Annotated in this window: 25 protein-coding genes; 9 read left to right on the forward strand and 16 right to left on the reverse strand. The window is 63.0% G+C overall.

The features are described from left to right. Positions 1-4: 4 nt before the first annotated feature. From flgJ to LOY51_RS19565, 12 genes are all read right to left on the reverse strand, one after another. Complete coding sequence (gene flgJ / locus LOY51_RS19510; protein ID WP_258642677.1) at positions 5-1,180, reverse strand: flagellar assembly peptidoglycan hydrolase FlgJ; 1,176 nt, start codon at positions 1,178-1,180, stop codon at positions 5-7. An 11-nt stretch (positions 1,181-1,191) separates the two neighbouring features. Then, entirely contained in the window at positions 1,192-2,301 is a 1,110-nt protein-coding gene (locus LOY51_RS19515; protein ID WP_110991963.1) for a flagellar basal body P-ring protein FlgI, read from the reverse strand. Positions 2,302-2,313: 12 nt separating this feature from the next. Then, positions 2,314-3,009 carry a flagellar basal body L-ring protein FlgH gene (gene flgH, locus LOY51_RS19520; RefSeq protein ID WP_125464986.1) on the reverse strand — a complete coding sequence of 232 codons (696 nt, stop codon included), beginning with the start codon at positions 3,007-3,009 and terminating at the stop codon, positions 2,314-2,316. A gap of 79 nt (positions 3,010-3,088) precedes the next feature. Next, positions 3,089-3,874 carry a flagellar basal-body rod protein FlgG gene (flgG, locus tag LOY51_RS19525; protein ID WP_125464987.1) on the reverse strand — a complete coding sequence of 262 codons (786 nt, stop codon included), beginning with the start codon at positions 3,872-3,874 and terminating at the stop codon, positions 3,089-3,091. Positions 3,875-3,922: 48 nt separating this feature from the next. Continuing rightward, a complete protein-coding gene (locus tag LOY51_RS19530; RefSeq protein ID WP_125464988.1) occupies positions 3,923-4,663 on the reverse strand; it encodes a flagellar basal body rod protein FlgF in 741 nt (246 codons plus the stop codon). 162 nt (positions 4,664-4,825) lie between these two features. Further along, entirely contained in the window at positions 4,826-5,011 is a 186-nt protein-coding gene (locus LOY51_RS19535) for a hypothetical protein (RefSeq protein WP_125464989.1), read from the reverse strand. A gap of 73 nt (positions 5,012-5,084) precedes the next feature. Further along, positions 5,085-6,407: a flagellar hook protein FlgE gene (gene flgE, locus LOY51_RS19540; RefSeq protein ID WP_125859538.1), complete on the reverse strand. Its 1,323-nt coding sequence runs from the start codon at positions 6,405-6,407 to the stop codon at positions 5,085-5,087. Between the two features lie 30 nt (positions 6,408-6,437). Continuing rightward, positions 6,438-7,136, reverse strand: coding sequence for a flagellar hook assembly protein FlgD (flgD, locus tag LOY51_RS19545; RefSeq protein WP_125859539.1), 699 nt, complete (start codon positions 7,134-7,136; stop codon positions 6,438-6,440). A 13-nt stretch (positions 7,137-7,149) separates the two neighbouring features. After that, the gene (flgC, locus tag LOY51_RS19550) at positions 7,150-7,593 is read right to left on the reverse strand and encodes a flagellar basal body rod protein FlgC (RefSeq protein WP_110991889.1); all 444 of its coding nucleotides are present in this window, start codon (positions 7,591-7,593) and stop codon (positions 7,150-7,152) included. A 2-nt stretch (positions 7,594-7,595) separates the two neighbouring features. Further along, positions 7,596-8,003, reverse strand: a complete 408-nt coding sequence (flgB, locus tag LOY51_RS19555; RefSeq protein WP_125464992.1) for a flagellar basal body rod protein FlgB — start codon at positions 8,001-8,003, stop codon at positions 7,596-7,598. 271 nt (positions 8,004-8,274) lie between these two features. Beyond that, positions 8,275-9,102, reverse strand: a complete 828-nt coding sequence (cheR, locus tag LOY51_RS19560) for a protein-glutamate O-methyltransferase CheR (RefSeq protein ID WP_125464993.1) — start codon at positions 9,100-9,102, stop codon at positions 8,275-8,277. Between the two features lie 51 nt (positions 9,103-9,153). Continuing rightward, positions 9,154-10,083: a chemotaxis protein CheV gene (locus tag LOY51_RS19565; protein ID WP_125464994.1), complete on the reverse strand. Its 930-nt coding sequence runs from the start codon at positions 10,081-10,083 to the stop codon at positions 9,154-9,156. 63 nt (positions 10,084-10,146) lie between these two features. Here LOY51_RS19565 and flgA point away from each other — a divergent pair, with 63 nt between their 5' ends. The 5 genes from flgA to LOY51_RS19590 all read left to right on the forward strand — a co-directional run bounded on the left by flgA (position 10,147) and on the right by LOY51_RS19590 (position 13,497). After that, positions 10,147-10,896: a flagellar basal body P-ring formation chaperone FlgA gene (gene flgA, locus LOY51_RS19570; RefSeq protein WP_125464995.1), complete on the forward strand. Its 750-nt coding sequence runs from the start codon at positions 10,147-10,149 to the stop codon at positions 10,894-10,896. A 174-nt stretch (positions 10,897-11,070) separates the two neighbouring features. Continuing rightward, a complete protein-coding gene (gene flgM / locus LOY51_RS19575; RefSeq protein ID WP_110991894.1) occupies positions 11,071-11,382 on the forward strand; it encodes a flagellar biosynthesis anti-sigma factor FlgM in 312 nt (103 codons plus the stop codon). A gap of 47 nt (positions 11,383-11,429) precedes the next feature. Further along, the gene (locus LOY51_RS19580) at positions 11,430-11,897 is read left to right on the forward strand and encodes a flagella synthesis protein FlgN (RefSeq protein ID WP_258642686.1); all 468 of its coding nucleotides are present in this window, start codon (positions 11,430-11,432) and stop codon (positions 11,895-11,897) included. 81 nt (positions 11,898-11,978) lie between these two features. After that, positions 11,979-12,722: a flagellar brake protein gene (locus LOY51_RS19585; RefSeq protein ID WP_258642688.1), complete on the forward strand. Its 744-nt coding sequence runs from the start codon at positions 11,979-11,981 to the stop codon at positions 12,720-12,722. A 184-nt stretch (positions 12,723-12,906) separates the two neighbouring features. Further along, entirely contained in the window at positions 12,907-13,497 is a 591-nt protein-coding gene (locus LOY51_RS19590; protein ID WP_125859542.1) for a hypothetical protein, read from the forward strand. A gap of 120 nt (positions 13,498-13,617) precedes the next feature. On the opposite strand, the gene LOY51_RS19595 is transcribed toward LOY51_RS19590, so the two are convergent. The 3 genes from LOY51_RS19595 to bkdR all read right to left on the reverse strand — a co-directional run bounded on the left by LOY51_RS19595 (position 13,618) and on the right by bkdR (position 17,028). Further along, entirely contained in the window at positions 13,618-14,964 is a 1,347-nt protein-coding gene (locus LOY51_RS19595) for an MFS transporter (RefSeq protein WP_258642690.1), read from the reverse strand. Positions 14,965-15,093: 129 nt separating this feature from the next. Next, positions 15,094-16,335 (reverse strand): glutamine synthetase family protein, encoded by a 1,242-nt coding sequence (locus LOY51_RS19600; protein ID WP_258646683.1) that lies wholly within the window; start codon positions 16,333-16,335, stop codon positions 15,094-15,096. Between the two features lie 204 nt (positions 16,336-16,539). Then, the gene (gene bkdR / locus LOY51_RS19605) at positions 16,540-17,028 is read right to left on the reverse strand and encodes a Bkd operon transcriptional regulator BkdR (RefSeq protein WP_125465000.1); all 489 of its coding nucleotides are present in this window, start codon (positions 17,026-17,028) and stop codon (positions 16,540-16,542) included. Positions 17,029-17,225: 197 nt separating this feature from the next. Here bkdR and LOY51_RS19610 point away from each other — a divergent pair, with 197 nt between their 5' ends. From LOY51_RS19610 to lpdA, 4 genes are read left to right on the forward strand one after another with little or no spacing between them, the layout of a single operon-like run. Then, entirely contained in the window at positions 17,226-18,458 is a 1,233-nt protein-coding gene (locus LOY51_RS19610; protein ID WP_125465001.1) for a 3-methyl-2-oxobutanoate dehydrogenase (2-methylpropanoyl-transferring) subunit alpha, read from the forward strand. 1 nt (position 18,459) lies between these two features. Then, positions 18,460-19,518, forward strand: coding sequence for an alpha-ketoacid dehydrogenase subunit beta (locus LOY51_RS19615; RefSeq protein WP_110991900.1), 1,059 nt, complete (start codon positions 18,460-18,462; stop codon positions 19,516-19,518). After that, positions 19,519-20,787 carry a dihydrolipoamide acetyltransferase family protein gene (locus LOY51_RS19620; protein WP_258642693.1) on the forward strand — a complete coding sequence of 423 codons (1,269 nt, stop codon included), beginning with the start codon at positions 19,519-19,521 and terminating at the stop codon, positions 20,785-20,787. Between the two features lie 2 nt (positions 20,788-20,789). After that, positions 20,790-22,169, forward strand: a complete 1,380-nt coding sequence (lpdA, locus tag LOY51_RS19625; protein ID WP_125465003.1) for a dihydrolipoyl dehydrogenase — start codon at positions 20,790-20,792, stop codon at positions 22,167-22,169. A 62-nt stretch (positions 22,170-22,231) separates the two neighbouring features. Here lpdA and LOY51_RS19630 read toward each other — a convergent pair whose 3' ends face one another. Further along, positions 22,232-23,230: a diguanylate cyclase domain-containing protein gene (locus LOY51_RS19630; RefSeq protein WP_258642696.1), complete on the reverse strand. Its 999-nt coding sequence runs from the start codon at positions 23,228-23,230 to the stop codon at positions 22,232-22,234. Positions 23,231-23,382: the final 152 nt, after the last annotated feature.

Raw genomic sequence — 23,382 nt, forward strand, 5'->3', positions numbered from 1 at the left:
ATCCTTATAGATTCGTGGTAGTGCCAGCCATGGCGTATTGCTGGGTGGGCTGCAGTTGCCGGGCAATGCTGATGATCTTGCGGGCATAGTCCGGGTCGGTTGCGTAACCGGCCTTCTGCAGCTCTCTTGCAAACTGTTCTGGGTTATCGGCTGCACCGACCGCATCTTTATAGCGACTGTTGTTCTGCAACAGGCTGACCAGGTCGTGGAAGCTGTCCTGGTACGAGTCGTACGAGCGGAATGCCGCAGTCTCCTTGACGAACTGACCGCCACGGAACTCGCTGGTGATCGCCCGCGCCTCGCCACCCTGCCAGTTGCCGGTGGCTTTGATGCCGAACAAGTTGTGGCTGCTGCTGCCGTCAGGGTTGCGCATGACCGACTTGCCCCAACCGGTTTCCAGCGCCGCCTGGGCCACCAGGTAACGCGGATCGATACCAATGCGCTTGGCCGCCTGCTCGGCCATCGGCAGCATGGTGCTGACGAAGGCATCGCTGTTGCCGAAGGCCTTGTTGGGCGCCAACGGTGGCTGAGCCACCGCACGCCCGACGATACGCATGCCCTCGGCGGGTGCGGCATAGGTCCGCGCCGGCTGCCAGTCGCCACGGGCGACACCGGCCAGCGACGGCGCATGCTGGGCCGCATCGCCAGTGGCCGAGGAAGGCACGATACCGGCCAGCAGGCGGTCGGTGAGCTTGCCTGGCAAGGCCAGGCGCCGCGAGTTGAGGGCCGCCACATCGTTGCGCCCGGCAGCCGGCTGTTCGGCCCGCGCAGGCTCGCCCACCCGGCCACCCCACAGCGCCGGGGCCGGCCCATCGATACGCGGGAACGGGCTGGCATTGACCGTGCTGGCCTTGCGCTTGCTCAGCTGGCGCACCAGCACATCCTGCAGGCCGATGCCGCCCCCTTCGCGGGACATGCTCACGGCCAGCTGCTGGTCGTACATGTCACGGTACTGCTTGGTGGTATCGCTGTTCATCGGGTTTTCTTCGTCGGCCAGTACATCACTGGCCTTGCGCGAGGCCTTGAGCATCTCGCTGACGAACAACGACTCGAATTCCTGGGCCACCTTGCGGATGTTGCCCTCGCTGTCGCGATCACCGCGCTTGAGCGAGCTCAGGCGATTGAGGTCGGTGTAGGCACCGCTGTCGACATGGCCGGAAACCTGGCTTTTCGGATTCATCCCAGGCGTCCTCAGATCACGATCAGGTCGGCCTGCAACGCGCCGGCCTGCTTCAGGGCTTCAAGGATGGCCATCAGGTCGCTCGGCGCTGCGCCGACCTGGTTAACCGCACGGACGATTTCATCCAGGGTGGTGCCCGGGCCGAACTTGAACATCGGCTTGGCTTCCTGCTGGGCATTGACCCGCGAGCGTGGCACGACGGCCGTCTCGCCATTGGAGAACGGCCCCGGCTGGCTGACGATCGGGTCTTCGGTGATGGTCACGGTCAGGCTGCCGTGGGTAACCGCCGCCGGCGACACCTTGACGTTCTGGCCAATCACGATGGTGCCGGTACGCGAGTTGATGATGACCTTGGCCACGGCCTGGCCTGGGTCGATCTCGAGGTTTTCCAGGATCGACAGGTAGTCGACACGCTGGCTCGGGTCCATCGGCGCGGTCACCCGCACCGAGCCACCGTCCAGGGCCTGGGCAACCCCTGGGCCGAGCAGCTCGTTGACCTTGTCGACGATGCGTTTGGCCGTGGTGAAGTCGGGCCGGTTGAGGTTCAGCGTAAGGCTGTTGCCCTGGTTGAAACCGCTCGGCACTGCGCGCTCGACGCTCGCACCGCCCGGAATGCGGCCAGCCGACGGGACGTTGACGGTGATCTTCGAGCCATCGCGACCTTCGGCGTCGAAACCACCGACCACCAGGTTGCCCTGGGCGATGGCGTAGACGTTGCCGTCGATACCCTTGAGCGGGGTCATCAGCAGGCTGCCGCCGCGCAGGCTCTTGGAGTTACCGATCGACGACACGGTGATGTCGACCACCTGGCCGGGCTTGGCGAAGGCCGGCAGGTCGGCATGCACCGACACCGCGGCAACGTTCTTCAACTGCACGTTGCCCGAACCCGGCGGCACCTTGATGCCGAACTGCGACAACATGTTGTTGAAGGTCTGCAGGGTGAACGGGGTCTGGGTGGTCTGGTCACCCGTACCGTTGAGCCCCACCACCAGACCGTAGCCGATCAGCTGGTTGGCACGCACGCCGGAAATACTGGCGATGTCCTTCAAGCGCTCGGCGTGGGCGCCGAACGCACAGGACAGAAGAAGTGTCGCGGCAATCAACCGCCTAGCGTTGAACATGGTCATCCGTACTCAGAAGGGCCAGAGCGGGCTGATGAAGAAACGGTCCAGCCAACCGGGCTGGCTGGCATCGGCGAACGAGCCGGTACCCGAATAGGTGATGCGCGCGTCGGCCACGCGAGTGGACGGCACGGTGTTGTCCGTGGCGATGTCATCGGCACGCACCAGGCCTGCGATGCGCACCAGCTCTTCGCCGGTGTTCAGGGTCATCCACTTCTCGCCACGCACGGCGATGATGCCGTTGGGCAGCACTTCAGCGACGGTGACGGTGATCGAACCGGTCAGGGTGTTGCCCTGGGTCGCCTTGCTGTCACCCTTGGTGGTGCGGTCACCGCTGTAACCGGCCTCGAGGGTGAGGTCGCCGCTGCCCAGCGGGTTGTTGGTATTGGGGATGGTGCCGAACAACGAGGTCAGGCCGATATCGGCCTTGCTGTTCTTCTGGATCTGCGAGCCGGCATTCTTGCTCGCCGAGGTGCGCTCGTTGAGGGTGATGGTGATGATGTCACCGACCCGGAACGCCTTGCGATCGGTATACAGGCCCTGCTCGAAGCCGGCCTGGTAGATCGAGCCGTTGTTGGCCGCCGCCGGCAACGGGGTGCGCGGCAACACCGGCGCATAGTACGGGTCGTTTGGCTTGGGCGTCGGCGCGACGCAACCGGCCAGCAACACCGCCCCCCCAAGGGCGAAAACGGACAACAGACGATTCATGACGCTTACCTCATGGTGTAACGGGCGCTGCTACAGCGAGCGAATGGTCAATGGCCCGCACCCGGCGGGCCATCAGGGCTTACAGCTGCTGGGTGACGAACGACAGCATCTTGTCGGCCGTCGAGATGACCTTGGAGTTCATCTCGTAAGCACGCTGGGTGGTGATCATGTTGACCAACTCCTCGACGGTGCTGACGTTGGAGTTTTCCAGGGTCTGTTGCTGGGTGGTACCGAAACCGTTCAGGCCCGGGGTGCCGACCTGCGGCGCGCCGCTGGCGGCGGTCTCGAGGAACAGGTTGCCGCCGATCGCCTGCAGGCCAGCCGGGTTGATGAAATCGGCGGTCTGGATGTTGCCGATGATCTGCGCTGCCGGGTTGCCGACCGTGGTGATCGACACGGTGCCGTCGCGGCCGACGGTGAAGGTCTGGGCGTCCGGCGGCACGACGATGGCCGGTTCCAGAGCGAAACCGTTGGCGGTGACGATCTGGCCGTCGGAGTTCAGGTGGAAGGTGCCGTCACGGGTGTACGACACGGTGCCGTCGGGCTGCAGGATCTGGAAGAAACCACGGCCGTCGACCGCCATGTCCAGCGGGTTCTCGGTGGTTTGCAGGCTGCCGGCTGTGAAGCTCTTCTGGGTGCCGACGATGCGCACACCGGTACCGACCTGCAGGCCCGACGGCAGCTCGCTGTCCTGGGTGGACTGCGCGCCAGGCTGGCGCTTGATCTGGTACAGCAGGTCCTGGAACTCGGCGCGGTCGCGCTTGAAGCCCGTGGTCGAGACGTTGGCCAGGTTGTTGGAAATGACCGTGAGGTTGGTGTCCTGGGCGGACAGGCCGGTTTTAGCGACCCAAAGAGCCGGAAGCATCTAGTGTTCTCCTCGTGCGCCTGTTTTACGGCACCCGTTCAAATGTGATTAGCCGATTTGCAAAACCCGAGCCATGGCTTCGTCGCCTTCCTTGGCCGCGTTCATCATCTTGACGTGCAGTTCGAACTGCCGGGACAGCGCCAGCACCGAGGTCATTTCCTCGACCGCATTGACGTTGCTCGACTCAAGGAACCCCGAAACCACGCGAACGTTGACGTCGGCATTGGCGGGCTGGCCGTTGGCCGTGTGGATCATGCCGTCGAGCCCCTTGGTCAGGCCCTTGATGTCCGGGTTGACCAGCTTGATCCGGTCGACCTGCGCCAGCGCCCGCGGGTCTTCACCCATGGCGCGAATGCTGATGGTGCCGTCATCACCGACTTCGACCTTCTGCTCGGGCGGGACCGCGATCGGGCCGCCGTTGCCGATCACCGGCATACCATTGCCGGCACGCAGGATACCGAGGGCGTCAATGTTCAGGCTGCCGGTACGCACATAGGCTTCGCTGCCATCGGGCGCCTGCACGGCAATGAAACCCTGGCCACTGACCGCCACGTCCAGGTCACGCCCGGTCTCGACCAGGGCACCACCGCTGAAGTCGGTGGCCGGGCGCTCGCTCATGGCGAAGGCTCGCGCCGGAAAGCTGTCACCGAACACCGGCATGGAACGCGCCTGCTCCAGATCACGCTGGAAACCATTGGTGGAAACGTTCGCCAGGTTGTTGGCATGGGCCTTCTGCGCCAGCGCGTTCTGACTGGCACCGGTCATGGCCACATAAAGCATCTTGTCCACAGCATCTCCTCTGCGCGAACCTTGCCGCGCTGTCGTTGGCAAGGCTTAAGCAATTATCGAACCACACTGACAAAGCCTTTCAATTCGGGGCTTTCAAGGCCGCGCAGGCCTGCTGAGCGTCAGTTTGTCGGCGAATGTTTGCCGCTGGCGGCAAGCGCCGAATCAGTCATTACGGCATGCCCCATTGTTGTAGGGCCCCGAGTGCAGCTTCCAGCCATCGCCCGGGTTGGTTGCCGAACACAGGTAGCGCCCGGTCGCCAGGCTTTGCCACTGGTACCAGGGCGCCGGCGCGGCCTGCAGCGAGGACGCAACCAGCAGCGCCAGCAGCACCCCAACAATCCTCGACACTGTCCTCATGGCATCACCCTCCGCCAGATGTGAAAAAGCCCCTGCAAGCAGGGGCTTTGCCCAACCACGATCATCAGGTCATCTGGATGATGGTCTGCATGATGGTGCTTTCAGTGGAAATGGTCTTGGCGTTGGCCTGGTAGTTGCTCTGCGCCTTGATCAGGTTGACCAGCTCGCCGGTCAGGTCGACGTTGGAGTCTTCCAGGGAGCTGCCGGCAATGCGGCCCAGGGTGCCGGTATCCGGCTCGCCGATGATCGGCACGCCCGAAGCGTAGGACTCTTTCCAGGCCGTACCGCCCACCGGAGTCAGGCCTTGCAGGTTGGCGAAGTTGGCGATCGCCACCTGGCCGATGACCTTGTCCTGGCCGTTGGTGAAGTTGGCAAACAGGTTGCCGCTCTGGTCGACGGTCAGGCCGGCGAGCTCACCGGTGGCATAGCCGTCCTGGCTCTTGGCGGTGGTGGCCGACGCCGAGTTGTACTGGGTGGTAGCCAGCATATCGAGGGTGACGCCACCCGGGCGCGCGGTGGCGCCGTTGGCAACCCAGGCGCCCGCCGCAGTCTTCTCCGCCGGCACCCAACCGGTGAGCTGGAAGGTCTTGTCGGCACCAATGGTCAGGCCGCCGACTACCGGACCTGCCGCCATGGCTCCGGTATTCAAGGTGCCGTCGGTATTGAACGGCAGCTTGTTGACCAGCGGCGTGGTCAAGGTCGGGTCGGCCGGGTTACGACCGTCGATGGTGGTGTACATGGTCCAGGAGTTGGTGCCGGCATCCTTGACGAAGTACTGGTTGAGCTGGTGCGCGTTGCCCTGGCTGTCATAGACATCGGTGTTGAAGGTGTAGTTGTAGCTGTTGACGTTGGCCGGGTCGAACGGCGCCACGCTCGGCGCGATGGCGCTGGAGTTGAGGTTGACGGTTTCGGAGACACGACCGGTCGGGTTGGGCTTCAGGTTCGAAGTGTCGATTTTCAGATCGGTCAGCACACCCTTGACGACCTTGCCGTTGGCGTCCACCGCATAGCCCTGCAGGTTGGCACCACTGGAGTTGACGACGTAGCCGTCCTTGTCGCTGTAGAACGCGCCGGCACGGGTATAGATGCGCGAACCGTTGTCGCTCAGGGCGAAGAAACCGTTGCCGTCGATGGCCATGTCCAGCGCCTGACCGGTGCCATTGATGTTGCCCGGGTTGAACATCTGCGAAACGGCCATGGTCTTCACGCCGCTGCCGACCTGGGTCCTGCCGCCGGAGGTACCGCGGATGGACTGCGAATACTGGTCGGCGAACTCGGCGCGCGACGATTTGAAACCGGTGGTGGCGACGTTGGCAATGTTGTTGCCGGTAACGTTCAGAGCCTTGTTCGCCGCGTAGAGACCGCTAAGGCCGATATTGAAAGACATTGACTCGCTCCTTGTGCCGATTCTGCGGCGTTAGATTCCGATGCTGGTGACTTTGGAGATGCCGATCTTGCCGATGCCGGCCAGGTCCAGCATCATCTCGCTGCCGTTCTGGAAGCTGACACTGTTGACCCTTGCCGGGAGCAAGGTGGACAGCGTCTTGGCCTTGCCCTCGACCGTGGTCTCAGCCGTGAAGGTGTAAGTGCCCGGGGCGACTTTCTCGCCCTTCTCATTGGTGCCATCCCAGATGAAGTCGGCGGTACCGGCTTTTTGCGAACCCAGCTGGATGGTCTTGACGACGTTACCGTCCTTGTCCTTGATGCTGACCTTGCCATCGCTGATGCTCTGCGGCACCACGACCTGGCCATTGAAGCTGGCGGTGGTGTCCACCACGGCCTTGTCGGTCTGCACGATCACCGAGCGACCGACCAGCGAGGTGGCCTGCAGCGCCTGGGACGAGCCAATGCCGGTCAGGATCCCGTTGACCGAATCGTTCAGCGACTGGATACCTTCCAGGCTGCTGAACTGCGCCAACTGCGCGACGAACTCACCGTTCTCCTGCGGATCGAGCGGGTTCTGGTTTTTCATCTGCGTGACCAGCAGCTGCAGGAACGCATCCTTGCCCAGCGCACTGCCGGCCTGACCGGTGGTGCTGCTGTTCTTGCTGTCGGGCTTCTGCAACGATTTCAGGTAGGAACTACCGACTTCGTTACTGGTATTGGTTGTGGTCATGGCGGCTCCGTGCTTACTGACCCAGGGTCAGCACCTTCTGCATCATGTTCTTGGCGGTGTTCATCAGCTCGGCGTTGGTCTGGAACGCACGACTGGCGGAGATCATGTCGGCCATCTCCTCAACCACATTCACATTCGGGTAGTAGACGTAGCCGTCCTTGTTGGCCGCCGGATGGTTCGGTTCGTAGCGCGCCTCGAGGTTACTCTGGTCCTCGATGATGCCCTTGACCTGCACGCCCTGCCCGGCCTCGCCCTGGTCTTCGAACAGCGACTGGCTGGTGCCGGCCTGCGCGTTCTGGAAGGTGGTGGCGAACACCGGGTGGCGCGCACGGTAGGTCTGGTCGATGCTCGAGGAGACGGTCTCGGCGTTGGCGATGTTCGAGGCAACGGTGTTCAGGCGCGTGTTCTGCGCGCTCATGCCGCTACCGGCGATATTGAAAACACTGGCAAGGGACATGATCACTCTCCGCGCAGGGCCGAAACCAGCCCTTTGAATTTACTGTTGAGCAACGTGAAGCTGGCCTGGAAGCCGATCGCGTTCTCTGTGTAGTTCGATTGTTCGATCTGGGCATCGACGGTGTTCTGGTCGATCGACGGCTGCATCGGGGTACGGTACTGCAGGGTGTCGTCGGCCATTGCCAACCCTTCGGCCTCGATATGCCGATTGTTGGTGCGGTCCAGGGCGATGCGCCCCTTCTGCTGCTTGTCGGCCTCGGCGGCGAGCACGGACGAGAAGTCCATGTCACGCGCCTTGTAGTTCGGCGTATCGGCGTTGGCGATGTTGTTGGCCAGCACTTCGGCACGCTGGGCGCGGAAGCCCAATGCCTTTTCGTGTATGCCAAGCGCCTTGTCGAAGCTGATGCTCATATCAGGGAAACCTTCATAGGTGACCAGAATTTCGTTGGCTAAGCTTTAGCAAGGCCTGTGCCAGCTTTGCAAAGCCCCGCATTCACTGGGCCCCAGGGCTTTTCGACCTGCCGCCATTGCCAGAAAAGCGGCAAATCGCTTCCGCCGCGCAGCAGGCAAGCGGCAATTGCCACCCGGCAAAAGCGGCAAACCAAAAAATTGACGTCATTTGTAGCGCCCATGAAAAAGGCCGGCGTCTCACGACACCGGCCTTCGCTTGCAGCCTCAGGCGTTACTTGGCCTGATAGATGATGCCCGGGCTGCACTGGACCATCTGATAGTGGTCCGGCAAACCGTTGAGCGCCTCGGAGGCACCAAGGAACAGATAGCCACCGGGCTTCAGCGTGCCATGGATACGCAGCAGGATGTCCTTCTTGACCTGGGCCGAGAAGTAGATCAGCACGTTGCGGCAGAACACGATGTCGAACTTGCCCAAGGGCGCATAGCTGTCCAGCAGGTTGTACGAGCGGAACTCGACGCGGCTGCGGATCGGCGCCTTGACCGCCCAGCGCCCCGGACCCTTGGGGTCGAAGTAACGCTGCAGGCGCTCCTGCGACAGGCCGCGGGCAATGGCCAGGCTGTCGTATTCGCCGGTCTTGCAGTTATTGAGCATCGAGCCGGACAGGTCAGTGGCAACGATCTGCGCGCCCATCTTCAACTGGCCAAGGTTGCCGCGCTCGAATTCGTCGATGGCCATGGAAATGGAGTAAGGCTCCTGCCCCGACGAGCAGGCCGCCGACCAGATGCGCAGGCGCTGGCCCGGGTTGCCCTTGATGAACTCGGGGATGACCTTGTTCTTGAGCACCTCGAAGGGGTAGGTATCACGAAACCACAGGGTTTCGTTGGTGGTCATGGCATCGACCACCTGCTCGCGCAAACCACCCCGCGGCTGTGCCTGGATACGCTGCACCAGCTCACCCAACGACTTGATGCCCTGCTGCTCCATCAGCTTGTTGAGACGGCTGGAGACCAGGTACTGCTTATTCTCGCCCAGCAGGATGCCACAGGCTTTCTCCAGGAAGACCCGGAACTGTTCGAAATCCAAATTACCCGTAGACAATGGTGCCGCCTCTTTCTAAATCGCTAGCGCCGGGGACTGGCCCCGGCCGTTTCAATGCGTTGCCTTGATCCGGTCGACTACCCGCTGGGCAAGGTCGTCCGGCCTGAACTTGGCCAGGAAATCATCAGCCCCGACCTTCTTGACCATGGCCTGGTTGAAGACCCCGGACAGCGAAGTATGCAGGACGATGTGCAGCTTTTGCATGCGCGGGTCGCTGCGGATCTCGGCCGTCAGGGTGTAGCCGTCCATTTCCGGCATCTCGATATCCGAGATCATCATGAGGAATTCCTCCTCCGGCCGTTTACCTTCATCAACCAGCTTGCGCAGGTAATCCAGCGCCTGGCGACCATCGTTGAGCGCCACCACCTCAACCCCGACAGTCTGCAGACAGCGGCTGACCTGCTTGCGCGCCACCGACGAATCATCGACGGTCAGCACCCGCAGCAGCACGGCCTTGTCCTGCACCTCGGCATCGATCACACCCTCGGACACCGACTCGGACGACGGCGCCACTTCCGCCAGCACCTTTTCCACATCGATGATCTCGACCATGCGGTTATCGACCCGGGTGACCGCGGTCAGGTAGTGATCGCGCCCGGTCCCCTTGGGTGGCGGATGGATCTCTTCCCAGTTCATGTTGACGATGCGCTCGACCGAGTGCACCAAAAAACCCTGGGTCTTGGTGTTGTACTCGGTGATGATCACAAAGCTGTTACGCGTGTCTTCCTTCAGCCCCGGCAACCCCGTTGCCATCGACAGGTCCAGGATCGGGATGGTCGCCCCGCGAATGTTGGCCACCCCACGCACCACCGGATGAGACTTGGGCAGCACTGTCAGTTCCGGGCACTGCAGCACCTCCCGGACCTTGAACACATTGATGCCGTAGAGCTGGTCGCCATTGAGGCGAAACAACAACAGCTCCAGGCGATTCTGCCCCACCAGCTGCGTGCGCTGGTTGACCGAATCCATCACTCCAGCCATGCCGGACCCCTCCAACGATTGCCTGTATACCGAATCGGCACGGGCTTTGCTTTTTTGAGCGCCATGTATACGAAAACGACATTTTCCCGACGACTGACGCGCCTGCTGACCGGTTCACTGGCAGCCCTGTGCCTCATGGCATCCAGTGTTCGCACCCAGGCGCAGGCATTCACCTTGCCTGAACAGCTTATCGGTGTCACCCAGGGGTTTCTTGAATTCACCGTGGAAGATTATCTGGCGACCACCCAGACCGGTGGCCGCTACGAGATCCAGGTCAACCGGCTCGACCCGCGCCTGCGCATGCCGCTGTGCAGCCAGCAACTTGACGCATCACTGGAAAGCCCGACCCCGCTGGGCCGGGTCACAGTGAAGGTGCGCTGCGACAGCGCGGCTCCGTGGACGATCTTCGTGCCCGCCCAGGTACGGCTGCTGCGCGATGTGGTGGTGATGACCCGGCCGCTCAAGCGCGAAAGCGTGGTCGGCGAAGGCGATATTGCCCTGCGCGAACGCGATGTCGGCACGCTGGGTCCTGGCTACCTGACGCAAATGGACCAGGCAGTGGGCATGAAGCTGCTGCGCCCCACAGTGGTTGACCAGGTACTGACCCAGCAACACCTGGAACAGGCGGAGGTGGTGCGCAAAGGCGATCACGTGGTGATTGTCGCGCGCAGCGGCACCCTCAGCGTGCGCATGCCAGGCGAAGCCCTGAGCAAAGGCGGCCTGCAGGAACAGATCCGGGTGCGCAACCTGAACTCCAAGCGCGTGGTGAAAGCGCGGGTCACAGGGCCTGGGCAGGTAGAGGTGGCCATGTAGCAATATTCACCGCCAGATCATGACAGAAGGCTGGCGGCAGGGAACCGCTCCCCCTAAACTGTGTCGGAATCGGGTGCGCAAGCGTGCTGCCAGGCAGCACTGCATTCCTGCCTAAAGTTTTTTTCGGGCTGGCCGAAAACAGGGTATGCGTACAAATACCCAGAGGTTTTGATCATGGTCATCGACTTCAGTCGTGTGAATAATTCTCCGCCCAGCACGGGTGGCGTTCGTGGCAATGCCGCGCCTGGCAACGTCGACAAAACCGACGCCAGCAGCGTAGCGCCCAGCGCCAATGCCAGCGGGGAAGCGGTACATTTCAGCCCAGAAGCCCAGCAGCTGCAGAAGATCAGCGACAGCCTGCGCGACCAGCCGACCGTCAACAGCGCCCGCGTGGCCGAGTTGAAACAAGCGATCGCGGACGGCAGCTACAAGGTCGACGCCGACCGTGTCGCCAGTAAACTGCTTGATTTCGAAGCCCAGCGCTAACCTCCAGGTGCGCTGACTTCAAGGACGCAACACGCCAAGAGTTAGCCATGCACGACATCACTCTGCTGCAACTGATCGAAAACGACATCGCGCCAACGCAGGAATTGCTCGACCTGCTCCAGAGCGAGACGGTCGCCCTGCATGGGCGCGACATGCAGCTGCTGGAACAGATTCTGGCCCGCAAGCAGTCGTTGATCATCTTGCTCGAGCAGCAGGGTCGCCGACGCAGCCAATTGCTCCAGGACATCGGCCTCAGCGCCGATCGCGCAGGTGTGCAGGCCATGGCCGCACAGTCGCCCAATGGCGAGGCCCTGCTGCAACGGCTCGATGCGCTCAGCGCATTGATGGATGCCTGCCAGAAGGCCAACGAGACCAATGGCCAGGTCATCCAGATACAGCAGCGCGCCACGGCCAATCAGGTCAGCATCCTCATGGGTGGCGATTCTCCCTCGCTGTACGACAGCCGTGGCACCACCTCGCCGATGGCCAAGCCCCGGGCGCTCAGCCAAGTGTGATTTTCCCTGTTCAAGGCACGGAGCATACTGGCAAAATGCCGTAACTTGCGTGTGTCGTTTTTGCCTGGAGATTGAGAACCCGTGTTCAATGAAACCGATGCCCCCCAGCCACCAAAGGTGCTCACTACCCCTTTGGAAATCGCGGCCAACCTGCGCCAGCTGCTGGAGAGCCACGACCCGCTGATCATCAGCTTCCATGAGCGCAGCCAGCGGTTCCAGAGCTATGTGGTGCACATCGACCGCGACAACGGCGTTCTGGCCCTGGATGAAATGATCCCCCGCGATGGCGAGAAGTACATCGAGAACGGCGAAGCGTTCCGCGTCGAAGGCTTCCATGACGGCGTACGCATCGCCTGGGAGTGCGACACGCCACTGACCATCACCGAGATCGACGGCCATCGCTGCTATCGCGGCCCGCTGCCCACCGAAGTCACTTACCATCAGCGCCGTAGCGCCTTCCGCGCTGCACTCAAGCTGTCGCAGCTGGTCGACATCGTCCTCGACGGCACCCACTTGAAAGGCAACGGCGCACTGCGCGGCAAGCTGCTGGACATCTCTGCCACCGGCTGCAAATTGCGCTTTGAAGGCAACGTCGAGGAGCGCCTGCAACTGGGCCAGGTGTACGAACGCTTCAAGGCCGCCCCCCCCCTGGGCCTGGCCGACACCATGGTCGAACTGCGCCACCTGCACTTCGAAGAGCGCATCAACACCACCTTCGCCGGCGTACGCTTCCACAACCTCAACGGCCAGGCACAGCGCAAGATCGAGAGTTTCGTGTATCAGTTGCAGCGCGAAGCACGACGCTTCGACAAAGACGACTACTAATCATCCTCGACTCATGACTACGCCACCCCTCGGGTGGCGTTTTTGTTGACACGCCCAGCTGCACGCCTTGGCTTGTGAAAAACCATGAGCACCCCAGAAATTCTTCCAGGCTCCCCGCTCCTGAGACTCAAAGCATTATCGACTCCTGAACCCCGTATTGGGATCCGTTCAAAAGGAGAATCCGATGCTGCGTACCCGATTCACCGCCGAATTACACTGTAAATACGGCCAGATAGTTTGCGACAACGCCACCAGCGATGTTTTTGGATTCGAGATAGATGATGGCTGGCTCTGCGCCAAAGGCACGCGCACAGAGAATACCTGCATACCTTTACGCTTCGAGTTCACCTTCCTTGAAGAGAAAAAAAATCGCCTGCACTACCAGATCCATGCCGCAGATACCTGGCAATACATAGGAGCAACGCTTGAACAAAACGAGAACGGCTGGCTAGGTATGTATGCCACCCATGCAGTGGGGCGCATATTACATGCACTTAATCCTGCCAATCTGCTTCGCTCACAACCTTATTGGAAGATTGAATTACTCCAGGATTGGGATGGCACCGCCGAAAAAGTTGAAGGTGTCGAATTCTACCTGCGTGACGCCAAAGGTCACAGAGTCGGACAAACAATGCACCAAGCCATTCGTACCGAATTAGCAGAAGATATAGACGATTTTGTAGTCAAGGGCCAAGCTTTCCTCCCTTTTCTACAGGCGAACGGTCGTGAAGGCGAAGTCCTGAAGTTTCACCTTCGTAAGATTAAACTCTCATAGGCCATTCGAGATTCGCGGCCTAGCGGCGAGGGTGTAGGACTGGCTGTTACCTGAGCACGCACAATCACAGACGTCGACAACTCTCGAGTCAACGTGCAGAGCCAGGCTCCTTCGCCCGCCCTACACGGGTCGTTCGACCTGCACGTTGGCCTCGGCACCGGCCGCATTCGCTGCCGCCAGCACCTCTTCCTCGGTATCCTCGGCAGCCACCGGCGCCTGCATCACCTCCTGCACCGTCTGCTCATCGACCCGCGGATCGAGCGCCGCCGACAACGGCGAGCCAGCCGCCGGCATGGCCACGTGGCCCAGCGGCGCATCCTGTACCTGATGCAGCCCGGTAACCGCCTTGGGCCGGATACGCCAGACCAGCACCAGCGCAAAGAACACGAAGAACGCATACAGCATCTGCGGGCCCAGCAGCTTCATCAGCACCCCGGCCGCCAGCGGCCCGATACAGGCACCCACCCCGTAGGTCACCAGCAACATGGCGGTCAGCGATACCCGCCGTTCGCTTTCCACATGGTCGTTGGAAAACGCCACGGCCAGTGGATACAGGCAGAACTGCAGCAGCGAGATCACGAAGCCGATACCGAACAACAGCTCCAGCGGCACACCCGGCAGGATCGCCAGGGGCGCCGAGGCCAGCGCCAGGCCGATTGCCACGCTGCGGATCAACACCGCGCGGTCATAGCGGTCGGACAGCCAGCCCAGCGGCCACTGCACTACCAGGCCGGCCAGGATGCAGCTACCCATGAACAGGCCGATCTGCTCGGTGGACATGCCCTGGCTGGTGGCATAAAGCGGTGCCAGGCCATAGAACGAACCAACGATCAGCCCTGAGCCCAGCACGGTGGAGAGCGATTGCGGCACCCGTTTGATGAAGAACTTCGGCTCCATCGGTGCCGGGCGCAAGGGTGCGGGGTGGATGCGCCGGGTCATGGCCACTGGCACCAGGCACAGGGCAAAACACATGGCTACCAGCATCAGCAGCTCCGGCCCCAACTGCGGGTGCACCACGAGAATCAGCTGGCCCAGCACCAGCCCCAGATAAGAAGCGATCATGTAGCCGCTGAACACCGCGCCTCGATGCTTGGCATCGGCCTGCTCGTTGAGCCAACTTTCGATGACCATGTACTGACACATCATCCCCAGGCCGACGATCATCCGCAGCCCGATCCAGGCCGGTAGCCAGCTGGTCAGGCCATGCCCGAGCACCGCCGCACAGACGATACCGGCACAGGTGGCATAGGCGCGAATATGCCCGACCCGGCCAATCAGCCGGTGGCCGACCTTGCCGCCTACCGCCAGGCCGAAATAGTTGGCCGCCATCAGCGCGCCGATCCACAGGCTGTCGACGTGATCGGCGGCGAGGCGCAAGGCCAGGTAGGTACTGAGCAGGCCCGAGCCGATCAGCATCATCAAGGCAGCGAAGTACAACGACTGAAACGGCTTCCAGATATTTCGCATACGTCCCGTGGGCTCCTGGCGCAGGTGGCGGTGGGTTGCAGGCAAGCATAAAAGCAAATCCGCCGCGACGCAGGCCCCCGCAGGCGAAAAAGATCGCCAACGGCGGGCCCGTTACAGCTTGCGTCGCGCTCAGGCCTGCGCCGCCAGCACCCGCCGCTCCCAGGGCGTGATCTCGTCGAGGAAGTCGCTCAGTTCGAGGGTCTTGGTGGCGATATAGCCTTCGATGAACTCGTTGCCGAACAGCTCATGGGCCAGCGCACTGTGCTTGAGGCGTTGCAGCGCTGCATGCAGGGTGCAGGGCAGGCTCAGGTGCTCGGGCACTTCGAATTCGCCCTGGATCGCGGGCGTGGGGGCGATCTGCTGCTCGATGCCATGCAGGCCGGCGGCAAGGCTGGCGGCAATAGCCAGGTAAGGGTTGGCGTCGGCGCCGGGCAAGCGATTTTCCACCCGCCGCGCCACTGGCGAGCTGGCCGGAATGCGCAGGCCCGCAGCGCGGTTGTCGTGCGACCAGCAGGCGTTGTTCGGCGAGGCGTAGGGGTGGCACAAACGCTGGTACGAATTGACGTTGGGCGCGAACAGCGCGGTGAAGTCGGCCAGACAGGCCTGCAGGCCACCAATGAAATGATGGAAGGTGTCGGTCGCCCTGCCCTGCTCATCGCTGAACACGTTTCGCCCATTGGCGATGTCCACCAGGCTCTGGTGAATGTGCATCGAACTGCCGGGCGTATGCGCCAGCGGCTTGGCCATGCACACCACGGTCAGGCCATGGCGCAGCGCCACTTCCTTGAGCAGGTGCTTGAACAGGAAGGTCTGATCGGCCAGCAGCAGCGGGTCGCCATGCAACAGGTTGATCTCGAACTGGCTGACACCCATCTCGTGCATGAAGGTGTCGCGCGGCAGGCCCAGCGCCGCCATGCACCGGTACACCTCGCTGAAGAACGGCCGCAGGCCGTTGTTGGAGCTGACGCTGAATGCCGAATGGCCCATCTCCCGGCGGCCATCCTTGCCCAGCGGCGGCTGGAACGGCTGCTGCGGGTCGCTGTTGGGGGCGAACACGAAGAATTCGAGCTCGGTCGCCACCACCGGCGCCAGGCCATGCTCGGCGTAACGAGCAATCACCGCCTTGAGCTGGCCGCGGCTCGACAGCTGCGACGGCGTGCCGTCGAGTTCGACCGCATCGCAGATGGCCAGCGCTCGAGGCTCGTCACTCCAGGGCAGGCGATGGATTTGCGCAGGGTCGGCCACCAGCGCCAGGTCGCTGTCGTCGCTGCCATAGTATTTCGCCGCCGGGTAGCCACCCATGATGCATTGCAGCAGCACCCCGCGCGCCATCTGCAGGCGCCGGCCTTCGAGGAAGCCTTCGGCGGTCATGACCTTGCCGCGAGCCACGCCGTTGAAGTCTGGGGTAACGCACTCGATCTCGTCGATACCCTTCAGGTGCTCTGCCTGGTTGTACGGGCCTTCGGTCGTCATGACGCTGTCCTTCTTGGGGTATGGGCGTGCCGGGAATGGCGCCGGGCGCAACATTGGCTTGGGCCGTTGGAAACTTCAAGCAGATGGGCAGTGCGCGCGCCGCTAGTGTTCACGCAAGGTCATGCCATTGGCCGGCAACGGCAGCGCAGTCTTGTAGCGCACCTGCTTGAGGGCAAAGCTGGAGCGGATGTTGGCCACCCCCGGCAAGCGGGTCAGGTAATCGAGAAAACGCTCCAGCGCCTGGATGCTGGGCAGCAGCACCCGCAGCAGGTAATCCGGGTCGCCGGTCATCAGGTAGCACTCCATCACCTCGGGGCGCTCGGCGATCTCTTCTTCGAAACGGTGCAGCGACTGCTCCACCTGCTTCTCCAGGCTGACGTGGATGAACACGTTGACGTCCAGCCCCAGCGCCTCGGGCGACAACAGGGTGACTTGCTGACGGATCACCCCCAGCTCTTCCATGGCCTTGACCCGGTTGAAACAGGGGGTGGGGGACAGATTGACCGAGCGCGCCAATTCGGCGTTGGTGATCCGCGCGTTTTCCTGAAGGCTGTTGAGAATGCCGATATCCGTGCGATCCAGTTTACGCATGAGACAAATTCACCTGGTTTTTGTGTTTGTACGGAATGTTTATCTCCACCGTCGGACAAAGGCAATGAACATGAGAGAAAAATTCTCCTGCCGTCCCCCTATGATGTAACAGACGCTGACCTGCCAGTCACAAGCCGGCACTCAGCGGCGACCGCTTCAAAGCTCACAAAAACAACAGCCGAGCGAGCGTAAAAAGCATGAACGAGTACGCCCCCCTGCGTCTGCATGTGCCCGAGCCTACAGGCCGGCCAGGCTGCCAGACCGATTTCTCCTACCTGCGTCTGAACGACGCGGGTCAAGTCCGTAAACCGCCCATCGATGTAGAACCTGCCGACACTGCCGACCTTTCCGGCAGCCTGGTCCGCGTGCTCAACGAGCACGGCGACGCCGTTGGCCCATGGGCCGAGGGCATCGACGCGCAGGTGCTGCGCCAAGGCATGCGCGCCATGCTCAAGACGCGCATCTTCGACAGCCGCATGGTCGTGGCCCAGCGCCAGAAGAAAATGTCCTTCTACATGCAGAGCCTGGGCGAGGAAGCCATCGGCAGCGGCCAGGCGCTGGCCCTGAACCGCACCGACATGTGCTTCCCCACCTACCGCCAGCAGAGCATCCTGATGGCCCGCGACGTGTCGCTGGTGGAGATGATCTGCCAACTGCTGTCCAACACCCGTGACCCGCTCAAGGGCCGCCAGCTGCCGATCATGTACTCGGTACGCGAAGCCGGCTTCTTCACCATCAGCGGCAACCTCGCCACCCAGTTCGTCCAGGCGGTCGGCTGGGCCATGGCCTCGGCGATCAAGGGCGATACCAAGATCGCCTCGGCCTGGATCGGCGACGGCGCCACCGCCGAGTCCGACTTCCACACCGCGCTGACCTTCGCCCATGTGTACCGCGCCCCGGTCATCCTCAACGTGGTCAACAACCAGTGGGCGATCTCGACCTTCCAGGCCATCGCCGGTGGCGAGTCGACCACCTTCGCCGGCCGTGGCGTCGGTTGCGGCATCGCTTCGCTGCGGGTCGATGGCAACGACTTCATCGCCGTCTACGCGGCCTCGCGCTGGGCCGCCGAACGCGCCCGCCGCGGCCTGGGCCCAACGCTGATCGAATGGGTCACCTACCGCGCAGGCCCGCACTCCACGTCGGACGACCCGTCCAAGTACCGCCCTGCGGACGACTGGAGCCACTTCCCGCTGGGCGACCCGATCGCCCGCCTCAAGCAGCACCTGATCAAGGCCGGGCACTGGTCCGAAGAAGAGCACCAGGCGGTCAGCGCACAGCTGGAGGCCGAGGTGATCAAGGCGCAGAAGGACGCCGAGCAGTTCGGCACCCTGAGCAATGGCCATATCCCCAGCGCGGCCTCGATGTTCGAGGACGTGTACAAGGAAATGCCCGACCACCTGCGCCGTCAGCGCCAGGAACTAGGGGTCTGAGATGAACGATCACAACAACAGCATTGACCTGGAAAACGCCATGTCCACCACCACCATGACCATGATCCAGGCCCTGCGCTCGGCCATGGATGTCATGCTCGAGCGCGACGACAACGTGGTGGTCTACGGCCAGGACGTTGGCTACTTCGGCGGCGTGTTCCGCTGCACCGAGGGCCTGCAGACCAAGTACGGCAAGTCGCGGGTGTTCGATGCGCCGATCTCCGAAAGCGGCATCGTCGGCACCGCCGTGGGCATGGGCGCCTATGGCCTGCGCCCGGTGGTCGAGATCCAGTTCGCCGACTACTTCTACCCGGCCTCCGACCAGATCGTCTCGGAGATGGCGCGCCTGCGCTATCGCTCGGCCGGCGAGTTCATTTCGCCGCTGACCCTGCGCATGCCCTGCGGCGGCGGCATCTATGGCGGTCAGACCCACAGCCAGAGCCCGGAAGCGATGTTCACCCAGGTGTGCGGCCTGCGCACCGTCATGCCGTCCAACCCCTATGACGCCAAGGGCCTGCTGATCGCTTCGATCGAGTGCGATGACCCGGTGATCTTCCTCGAGCCCAAGCGCCTGTACAACGGCCCGTTCGACGGCCACCACGACCGCCCGGTTACCCCTTGGGCCAAGCACCCGCACAGCAGCGTACCGGATGGCTATTACACCGTGCCGCTGGACAAGGCGGCGATCACCCGCCCGGGCAACGACGTCACCGTGCTGACCTACGGCACCACCGTATACGTGTCGCAAGTGGCCGCTGAAGAAACCGGCGTCGACGCCGAAGTCATCGACCTGCGCAGCCTCTGGCCGCTGGACCTGGAGACCATCGTCGAGTCGGTGAAAAAGACCGGCCGCTGCGTGGTCGTGCACGAAGCCACCCGCACCTGCGGCTTCGGTGCCGAACTGGTATCGCTGGTCCAGGAGCACTGCTTCCATCACCTCGAAGCGCCGATCGAGCGCGTCACCGGTTGGGACACCCCCTACCCCCACGCACAGGAATGGGCCTACTTCCCTGGCCCTTCACGGGTAGGCGCGGCATTGAAACGGGTCATGGAGGTCTGAATGGGCACGCACGTCATCAAGATGCCGGATATCGGTGAAGGCATCGCGCAAGTCGAGTTGGTCGAGTGGTTCGTCAAGGTCGGCGACATGATCGCCGAAGACCAGGTGGTGGCCGATGTCATGACCGACAAGGCCACCGTGGAAATCCCTTCGCCGGTCAGCGGCAAGGTGCTGGCCCTGGGCGGCCAGCCGGGTGAAGTGATGGCGGTCGGCAGCGAGCTGATCCGCATCGAAGTCGAAGGCAGCGGCAACCATGTCGATACGCCGCAGAGCAAGCCGGTGGAGGCACCTGCCGCGCCAGTGAAGACCGAAGCCAAGCCCGAGCCCCGCGTCGAAGCAGCGCCTCTGCTTGCAGCGAGCCACACCGCAGCACCGATCGTGCCGCGCGAAGCGCACGAGAAACCACTGGCCTCGCCCGCCGTGCGCAAACGCGCGCTGGATGCCGGTATCGAGTTGCGTTACGTGCATGGCAGCGGCCCTGCCGGGCGCATCCTGCATGAGGACCTCGACGCCTTCATCAGCAAGCCACAGAGCACCAGCGGGCAAGCACCGAGCGGTTACGGCAAACGCACCGACAGCGAACAGGTGCCGGTGATCGGCCTGCGCCGCAAGATCGCCCAGCGCATGCAGGACGCCAAACGTCGCGTCGCCCACTTCAGCTATGTCGAGGAAATCGACGTCACTGCGCTCGAAGCCCTGCGCCAGCAACTCAACGCCAAGCACGGCGACAGCCGTGGCAAGCTGACCCTGCTGCCGTTCCTGGTGCGCGCCATGGTGGTCGCCCTGCGCGACTTCCCGCAGATCAACGCCACCTACGACGACGAGGCCCAGGTCATCACCCGCCACGGCGCCGTGCATGTGGGCATCGCCACCCAGGGCGACAACGGCCTGATGGTACCGGTGCTGCGCCATGCCGAAGCCGGCAGCCTGTGGAGCAATGCCAGCGAGATCGCCCGCGTGGCCCATGCCGCACGCAACAACAAAGCCACCCGTGAAGAACTGTCCGGCTCGACCATTACCCTGACCAGCCTCGGCGCGCTGGGCGGCATCGTCAGTACGCCAGTGGTCAACACCCCGGAAGTGGCGATCGTCGGCGTCAACCGCATGGTCGAACGGCCGGTGGTGATCGATGGCCAGATCGTCGTGCGCAAGATGATGAACCTGTCCAGCTCGTTCGACCATCGCGTGGTCGACGGCATGGATGCCGCACTGTTCATCCAGGCCGTGCGCGGCCTGCTGGAACAACCTGCCTGCCTGTTCGTGGAGTGACCATGCAACCGATCATCGACACCACCCTGCTGATCATCGGTGGCGGCCCTGGCGGCTATGTGGCCGCCATCCGCGCCGGGCAACTGGGCATCCCCACCGTGCTGGTCGAAGGCCAGGCGCTGGGCGGCACCTGCCTGAACATCGGCTGCATCCCGTCCAAGGCGCTGATCCATGTGGCTGAGCAGTTCCACCAGACCAGCCGCTACACCGAACCGTCGGCACTGGGCATCAGCGTATCTTCGCCACGCCTGGACATCAGCCGCAGCGTCGAGTGGAAGGACGGCATCGTCGACCGCCTCACCAGTGGCGTCGCCGCCCTGCTGAAAAAACACGGCGTGAAAGTGATCCACGGCTGGGCAAAGATCCTCGATGGCAAGAGCGTCGAAGTGGACGGCCAACGCATCCAGTGCGAACACCTGTTGCTGGCCACCGGTTCGAACAGCGTGGAACTGCCGATGCTGCCGATCGGCGGGCCGATCATCTCGTCCACCGAAGCCCTTGCGCCCAAGGCCCTGCCGCAGCACCTGGTGGTGGTCGGCGGCGGCTACATCGGCCTGGAGCTGGGCATCGCCTACCGCAAGCTGGGCGCCAAGGTCAGCGTGGTGGAAGCCCGCGATCGCATCCTGCCGACCTACGACGCCGAGCTCACTGCACCGGTGGCCGACTCGCTCAAGAAGCTGGGCATCGCGCTTCACCTGGGCCATAGCGTCGAAGGCTATGCCGACGGCTGCCTGCTGGCGCGCGATGGCCAGGGCGCACAACTGCGCCTGGAGGCCGATCAGGTATTGGTGGCCGTGGGTCGTCGCCCACGTACCCAGGGCTTTGGCCTGGAAAGCCTCGACTTGAAGATGAACGGTGCGGCCATCGCCATCGACGAGCGCTGCCAGACCAGCATGCGCAACGTCTGGGCCATCGGCGACGTGGCCGGCGAGCCGATGCTGGCGCACCGGGCCATGGCCCAGGGCGAGATGGTGGCGGAAATCATCGCCGGCAAGGCGCGGCGCTTCGAGCCCAGCGCAATCGCCGCCGTGTGCTTCACCGACCCGGAAGTGGTGGTGGCCGGCACTACGCCGGAGCAGGCCAGCCAACAGGGCGTGGACTGCATCGTCGCGCAATTCCCGTTTGCCGCCAACGGCCGGGCCATGAGCCTGGAGTCGAAGAGCGGCTTCGTGCGGGTGGTGGCGCGCCGCGACAATCACCTGATCATCGGCTGGCAAGCGGTGGGGGTGGCGGTGTCCGAGCTGTCCACCGCCTTTGCCCAGTCACTGGAGATGGGCGCTCGACTGGAAGATATCGCCGGCACCATCCACGCCCACCCGACGTTGGGCGAAGCCGTGCAGGAAGCAGCGCTGCGCGCCCTTGGCCACGCACTGCACATCTAGAGACACTGAAGCGGCGATAGCCGATTTGGCCCGCAGCGTTACCAGGCGCTGCGGGCATTTTTTTATTCGACGATGGCGTTCTTGCCGGCCGCCTTGGCCCGGTACAGCGCCTTGTCGGCACGGGCCAGCACGGCGCGTTGATCCTCCCCAGCCTGCCATTGCACCACGCCGTAGCTCATGGTCAGTTGGCAATCGCCCACAGGTGCGATGGACGCCACGGCCTGGCGTATCCGGCGCGCGGCTTCGCGTGCTTCCTCCAGGGTCGTCTGCGGCAGGACCACCACGAACTCATCCCCGCCCCAACGCGCCAGCAGGTCCTGGGCGCGCAGGCACTCGCGGATGCACTTGGTCACCTCGACCAGCGCAGCATCGCCACGGGCGTGACCGTGCAGGTCATTGATCGGCTTGAAGTCATCCAGGTCCATGGCGATGACCGCCAGGGGCTGGCGGTAGCGACGGGCGCGCTCGCATTCCTGCTCCAGGGTCTTTTCCAGCCGATAGCGATTGGCGGTACGGGTCAAGGCATCACGCTCGGCCAGTTCACGGTTTTCGTCGAGCTGACGCTGCAACTGCTGGTTGACCCAGGACAACTCGCGAGTGCGCTCGGCCACCTGGCTTTCCAGCGACTGATTGCGTTGCTCCAGTTCGGCGACCAGGCGCTTGCCGGCATCGATGTTGCGATGGGCTCCGAGCATGCGTGCCACCGAGCCATCCTCGTTACGGGCGATGATGTGGCCGCTGTCCTCGATCCACAGGTAGCTGCCGTCCTGGCAGCGGCAGCGGTACTCGATACGGTAGCGCTCATTGCGCTGGTTGATGTAGGCCTCGAAGTGAGCCATCACCCGGGGGAAGTCTTCCGGGTGAATCACGCTCTCCCAGGTCAGGACCGAGTTGGCCATCGAGTGGCTGACGTAACCCAGCATCGCGTACCAGCCTGGGTTGCGGTAGACGTAGCCGGTGTTGGCATCCCAGTCCCAGATGCCATCGCTTATGAGGTCGAACAAAGTGTGAAGTTGCTGCTCGCTGAAACCGGCCGGTACCGGCCTTGGTGCCTGACTCATGGACGCTCTCCTTGGTATCCGGCAACTGCGCCCCGGTCACGGTGCTGCGGATGTTCATCGTGATTGCCGCAGTCGGCAATCCTGTTCCTCTGGGGGGCAAGCATATGCCCAGTACAGCGCTGCCGGAATAGCCCGGGCGGGCTATTTCGACG

The sequence above is a fragment of the Pseudomonas sichuanensis genome, assembly GCF_024749065.1.
GTDB lineage: Bacteria > Pseudomonadota > Gammaproteobacteria > Pseudomonadales > Pseudomonadaceae > Aquipseudomonas > Aquipseudomonas sichuanensis.

Bases quoted from the DNA above. Each gene is read 5' to 3' on its own strand.
- LOY51_RS19580 (WP_258642686.1), top strand. From the start codon at position 11,430: ATGCACGACATCACTCTGCTGCAACTGATCGAAAACGACATCGCGCCA.
- LOY51_RS19590 (WP_125859542.1), top strand. From the start codon at position 12,907: ATGCTGCGTACCCGATTCACCGCCGAATTACACTGTAAATACGGCCAG.
- LOY51_RS19600 (WP_258646683.1), bottom strand. From the start codon at position 16,335: ATGACCGCCGAAGGCTTCCTCGAAGGCCGGCGCCTGCAGATGGCGCGC.
- LOY51_RS19565 (WP_125464994.1), bottom strand. From the start codon at position 10,083: ATGGCTGGAGTGATGGATTCGGTCAACCAGCGCACGCAGCTGGTGGGG.
- LOY51_RS19620 (WP_258642693.1), top strand. From the start codon at position 19,519: ATGGGCACGCACGTCATCAAGATGCCGGATATCGGTGAAGGCATCGCG.
- lpdA (WP_125465003.1), top strand. From the start codon at position 20,790: ATGCAACCGATCATCGACACCACCCTGCTGATCATCGGTGGCGGCCCT.
- bkdR (WP_125465000.1), bottom strand. From the start codon at position 17,028: ATGCGTAAACTGGATCGCACGGATATCGGCATTCTCAACAGCCTTCAG.
- flgC (WP_110991889.1), bottom strand. From the start codon at position 7,593: ATGTCCCTTGCCAGTGTTTTCAATATCGCCGGTAGCGGCATGAGCGCG.
- LOY51_RS19515 (WP_110991963.1), bottom strand. From the start codon at position 2,301: ATGTTCAACGCTAGGCGGTTGATTGCCGCGACACTTCTTCTGTCCTGT.
- flgG (WP_125464987.1), bottom strand. From the start codon at position 3,874: ATGCTTCCGGCTCTTTGGGTCGCTAAAACCGGCCTGTCCGCCCAGGAC.
- flgE (WP_125859538.1), bottom strand. From the start codon at position 6,407: ATGTCTTTCAATATCGGCCTTAGCGGTCTCTACGCGGCGAACAAGGCT.
- LOY51_RS19615 (WP_110991900.1), top strand. From the start codon at position 18,460: ATGAACGATCACAACAACAGCATTGACCTGGAAAACGCCATGTCCACC.
- LOY51_RS19595 (WP_258642690.1), bottom strand. From the start codon at position 14,964: ATGCGAAATATCTGGAAGCCGTTTCAGTCGTTGTACTTCGCTGCCTTG.
- flgD (WP_125859539.1), bottom strand. From the start codon at position 7,136: ATGACCACAACCAATACCAGTAACGAAGTCGGTAGTTCCTACCTGAAA.
- LOY51_RS19630 (WP_258642696.1), bottom strand. From the start codon at position 23,230: ATGAGTCAGGCACCAAGGCCGGTACCGGCCGGTTTCAGCGAGCAGCAA.
- flgJ (WP_258642677.1), bottom strand. From the start codon at position 1,180: ATGAATCCGAAAAGCCAGGTTTCCGGCCATGTCGACAGCGGTGCCTAC.
- flgH (WP_125464986.1), bottom strand. From the start codon at position 3,009: ATGAATCGTCTGTTGTCCGTTTTCGCCCTTGGGGGGGCGGTGTTGCTG.
- flgA (WP_125464995.1), top strand. From the start codon at position 10,147: ATGTATACGAAAACGACATTTTCCCGACGACTGACGCGCCTGCTGACC.
- flgM (WP_110991894.1), top strand. From the start codon at position 11,071: ATGGTCATCGACTTCAGTCGTGTGAATAATTCTCCGCCCAGCACGGGT.
- flgB (WP_125464992.1), bottom strand. From the start codon at position 8,003: ATGAGCATCAGCTTCGACAAGGCGCTTGGCATACACGAAAAGGCATTG.
- LOY51_RS19610 (WP_125465001.1), top strand. From the start codon at position 17,226: ATGAACGAGTACGCCCCCCTGCGTCTGCATGTGCCCGAGCCTACAGGC.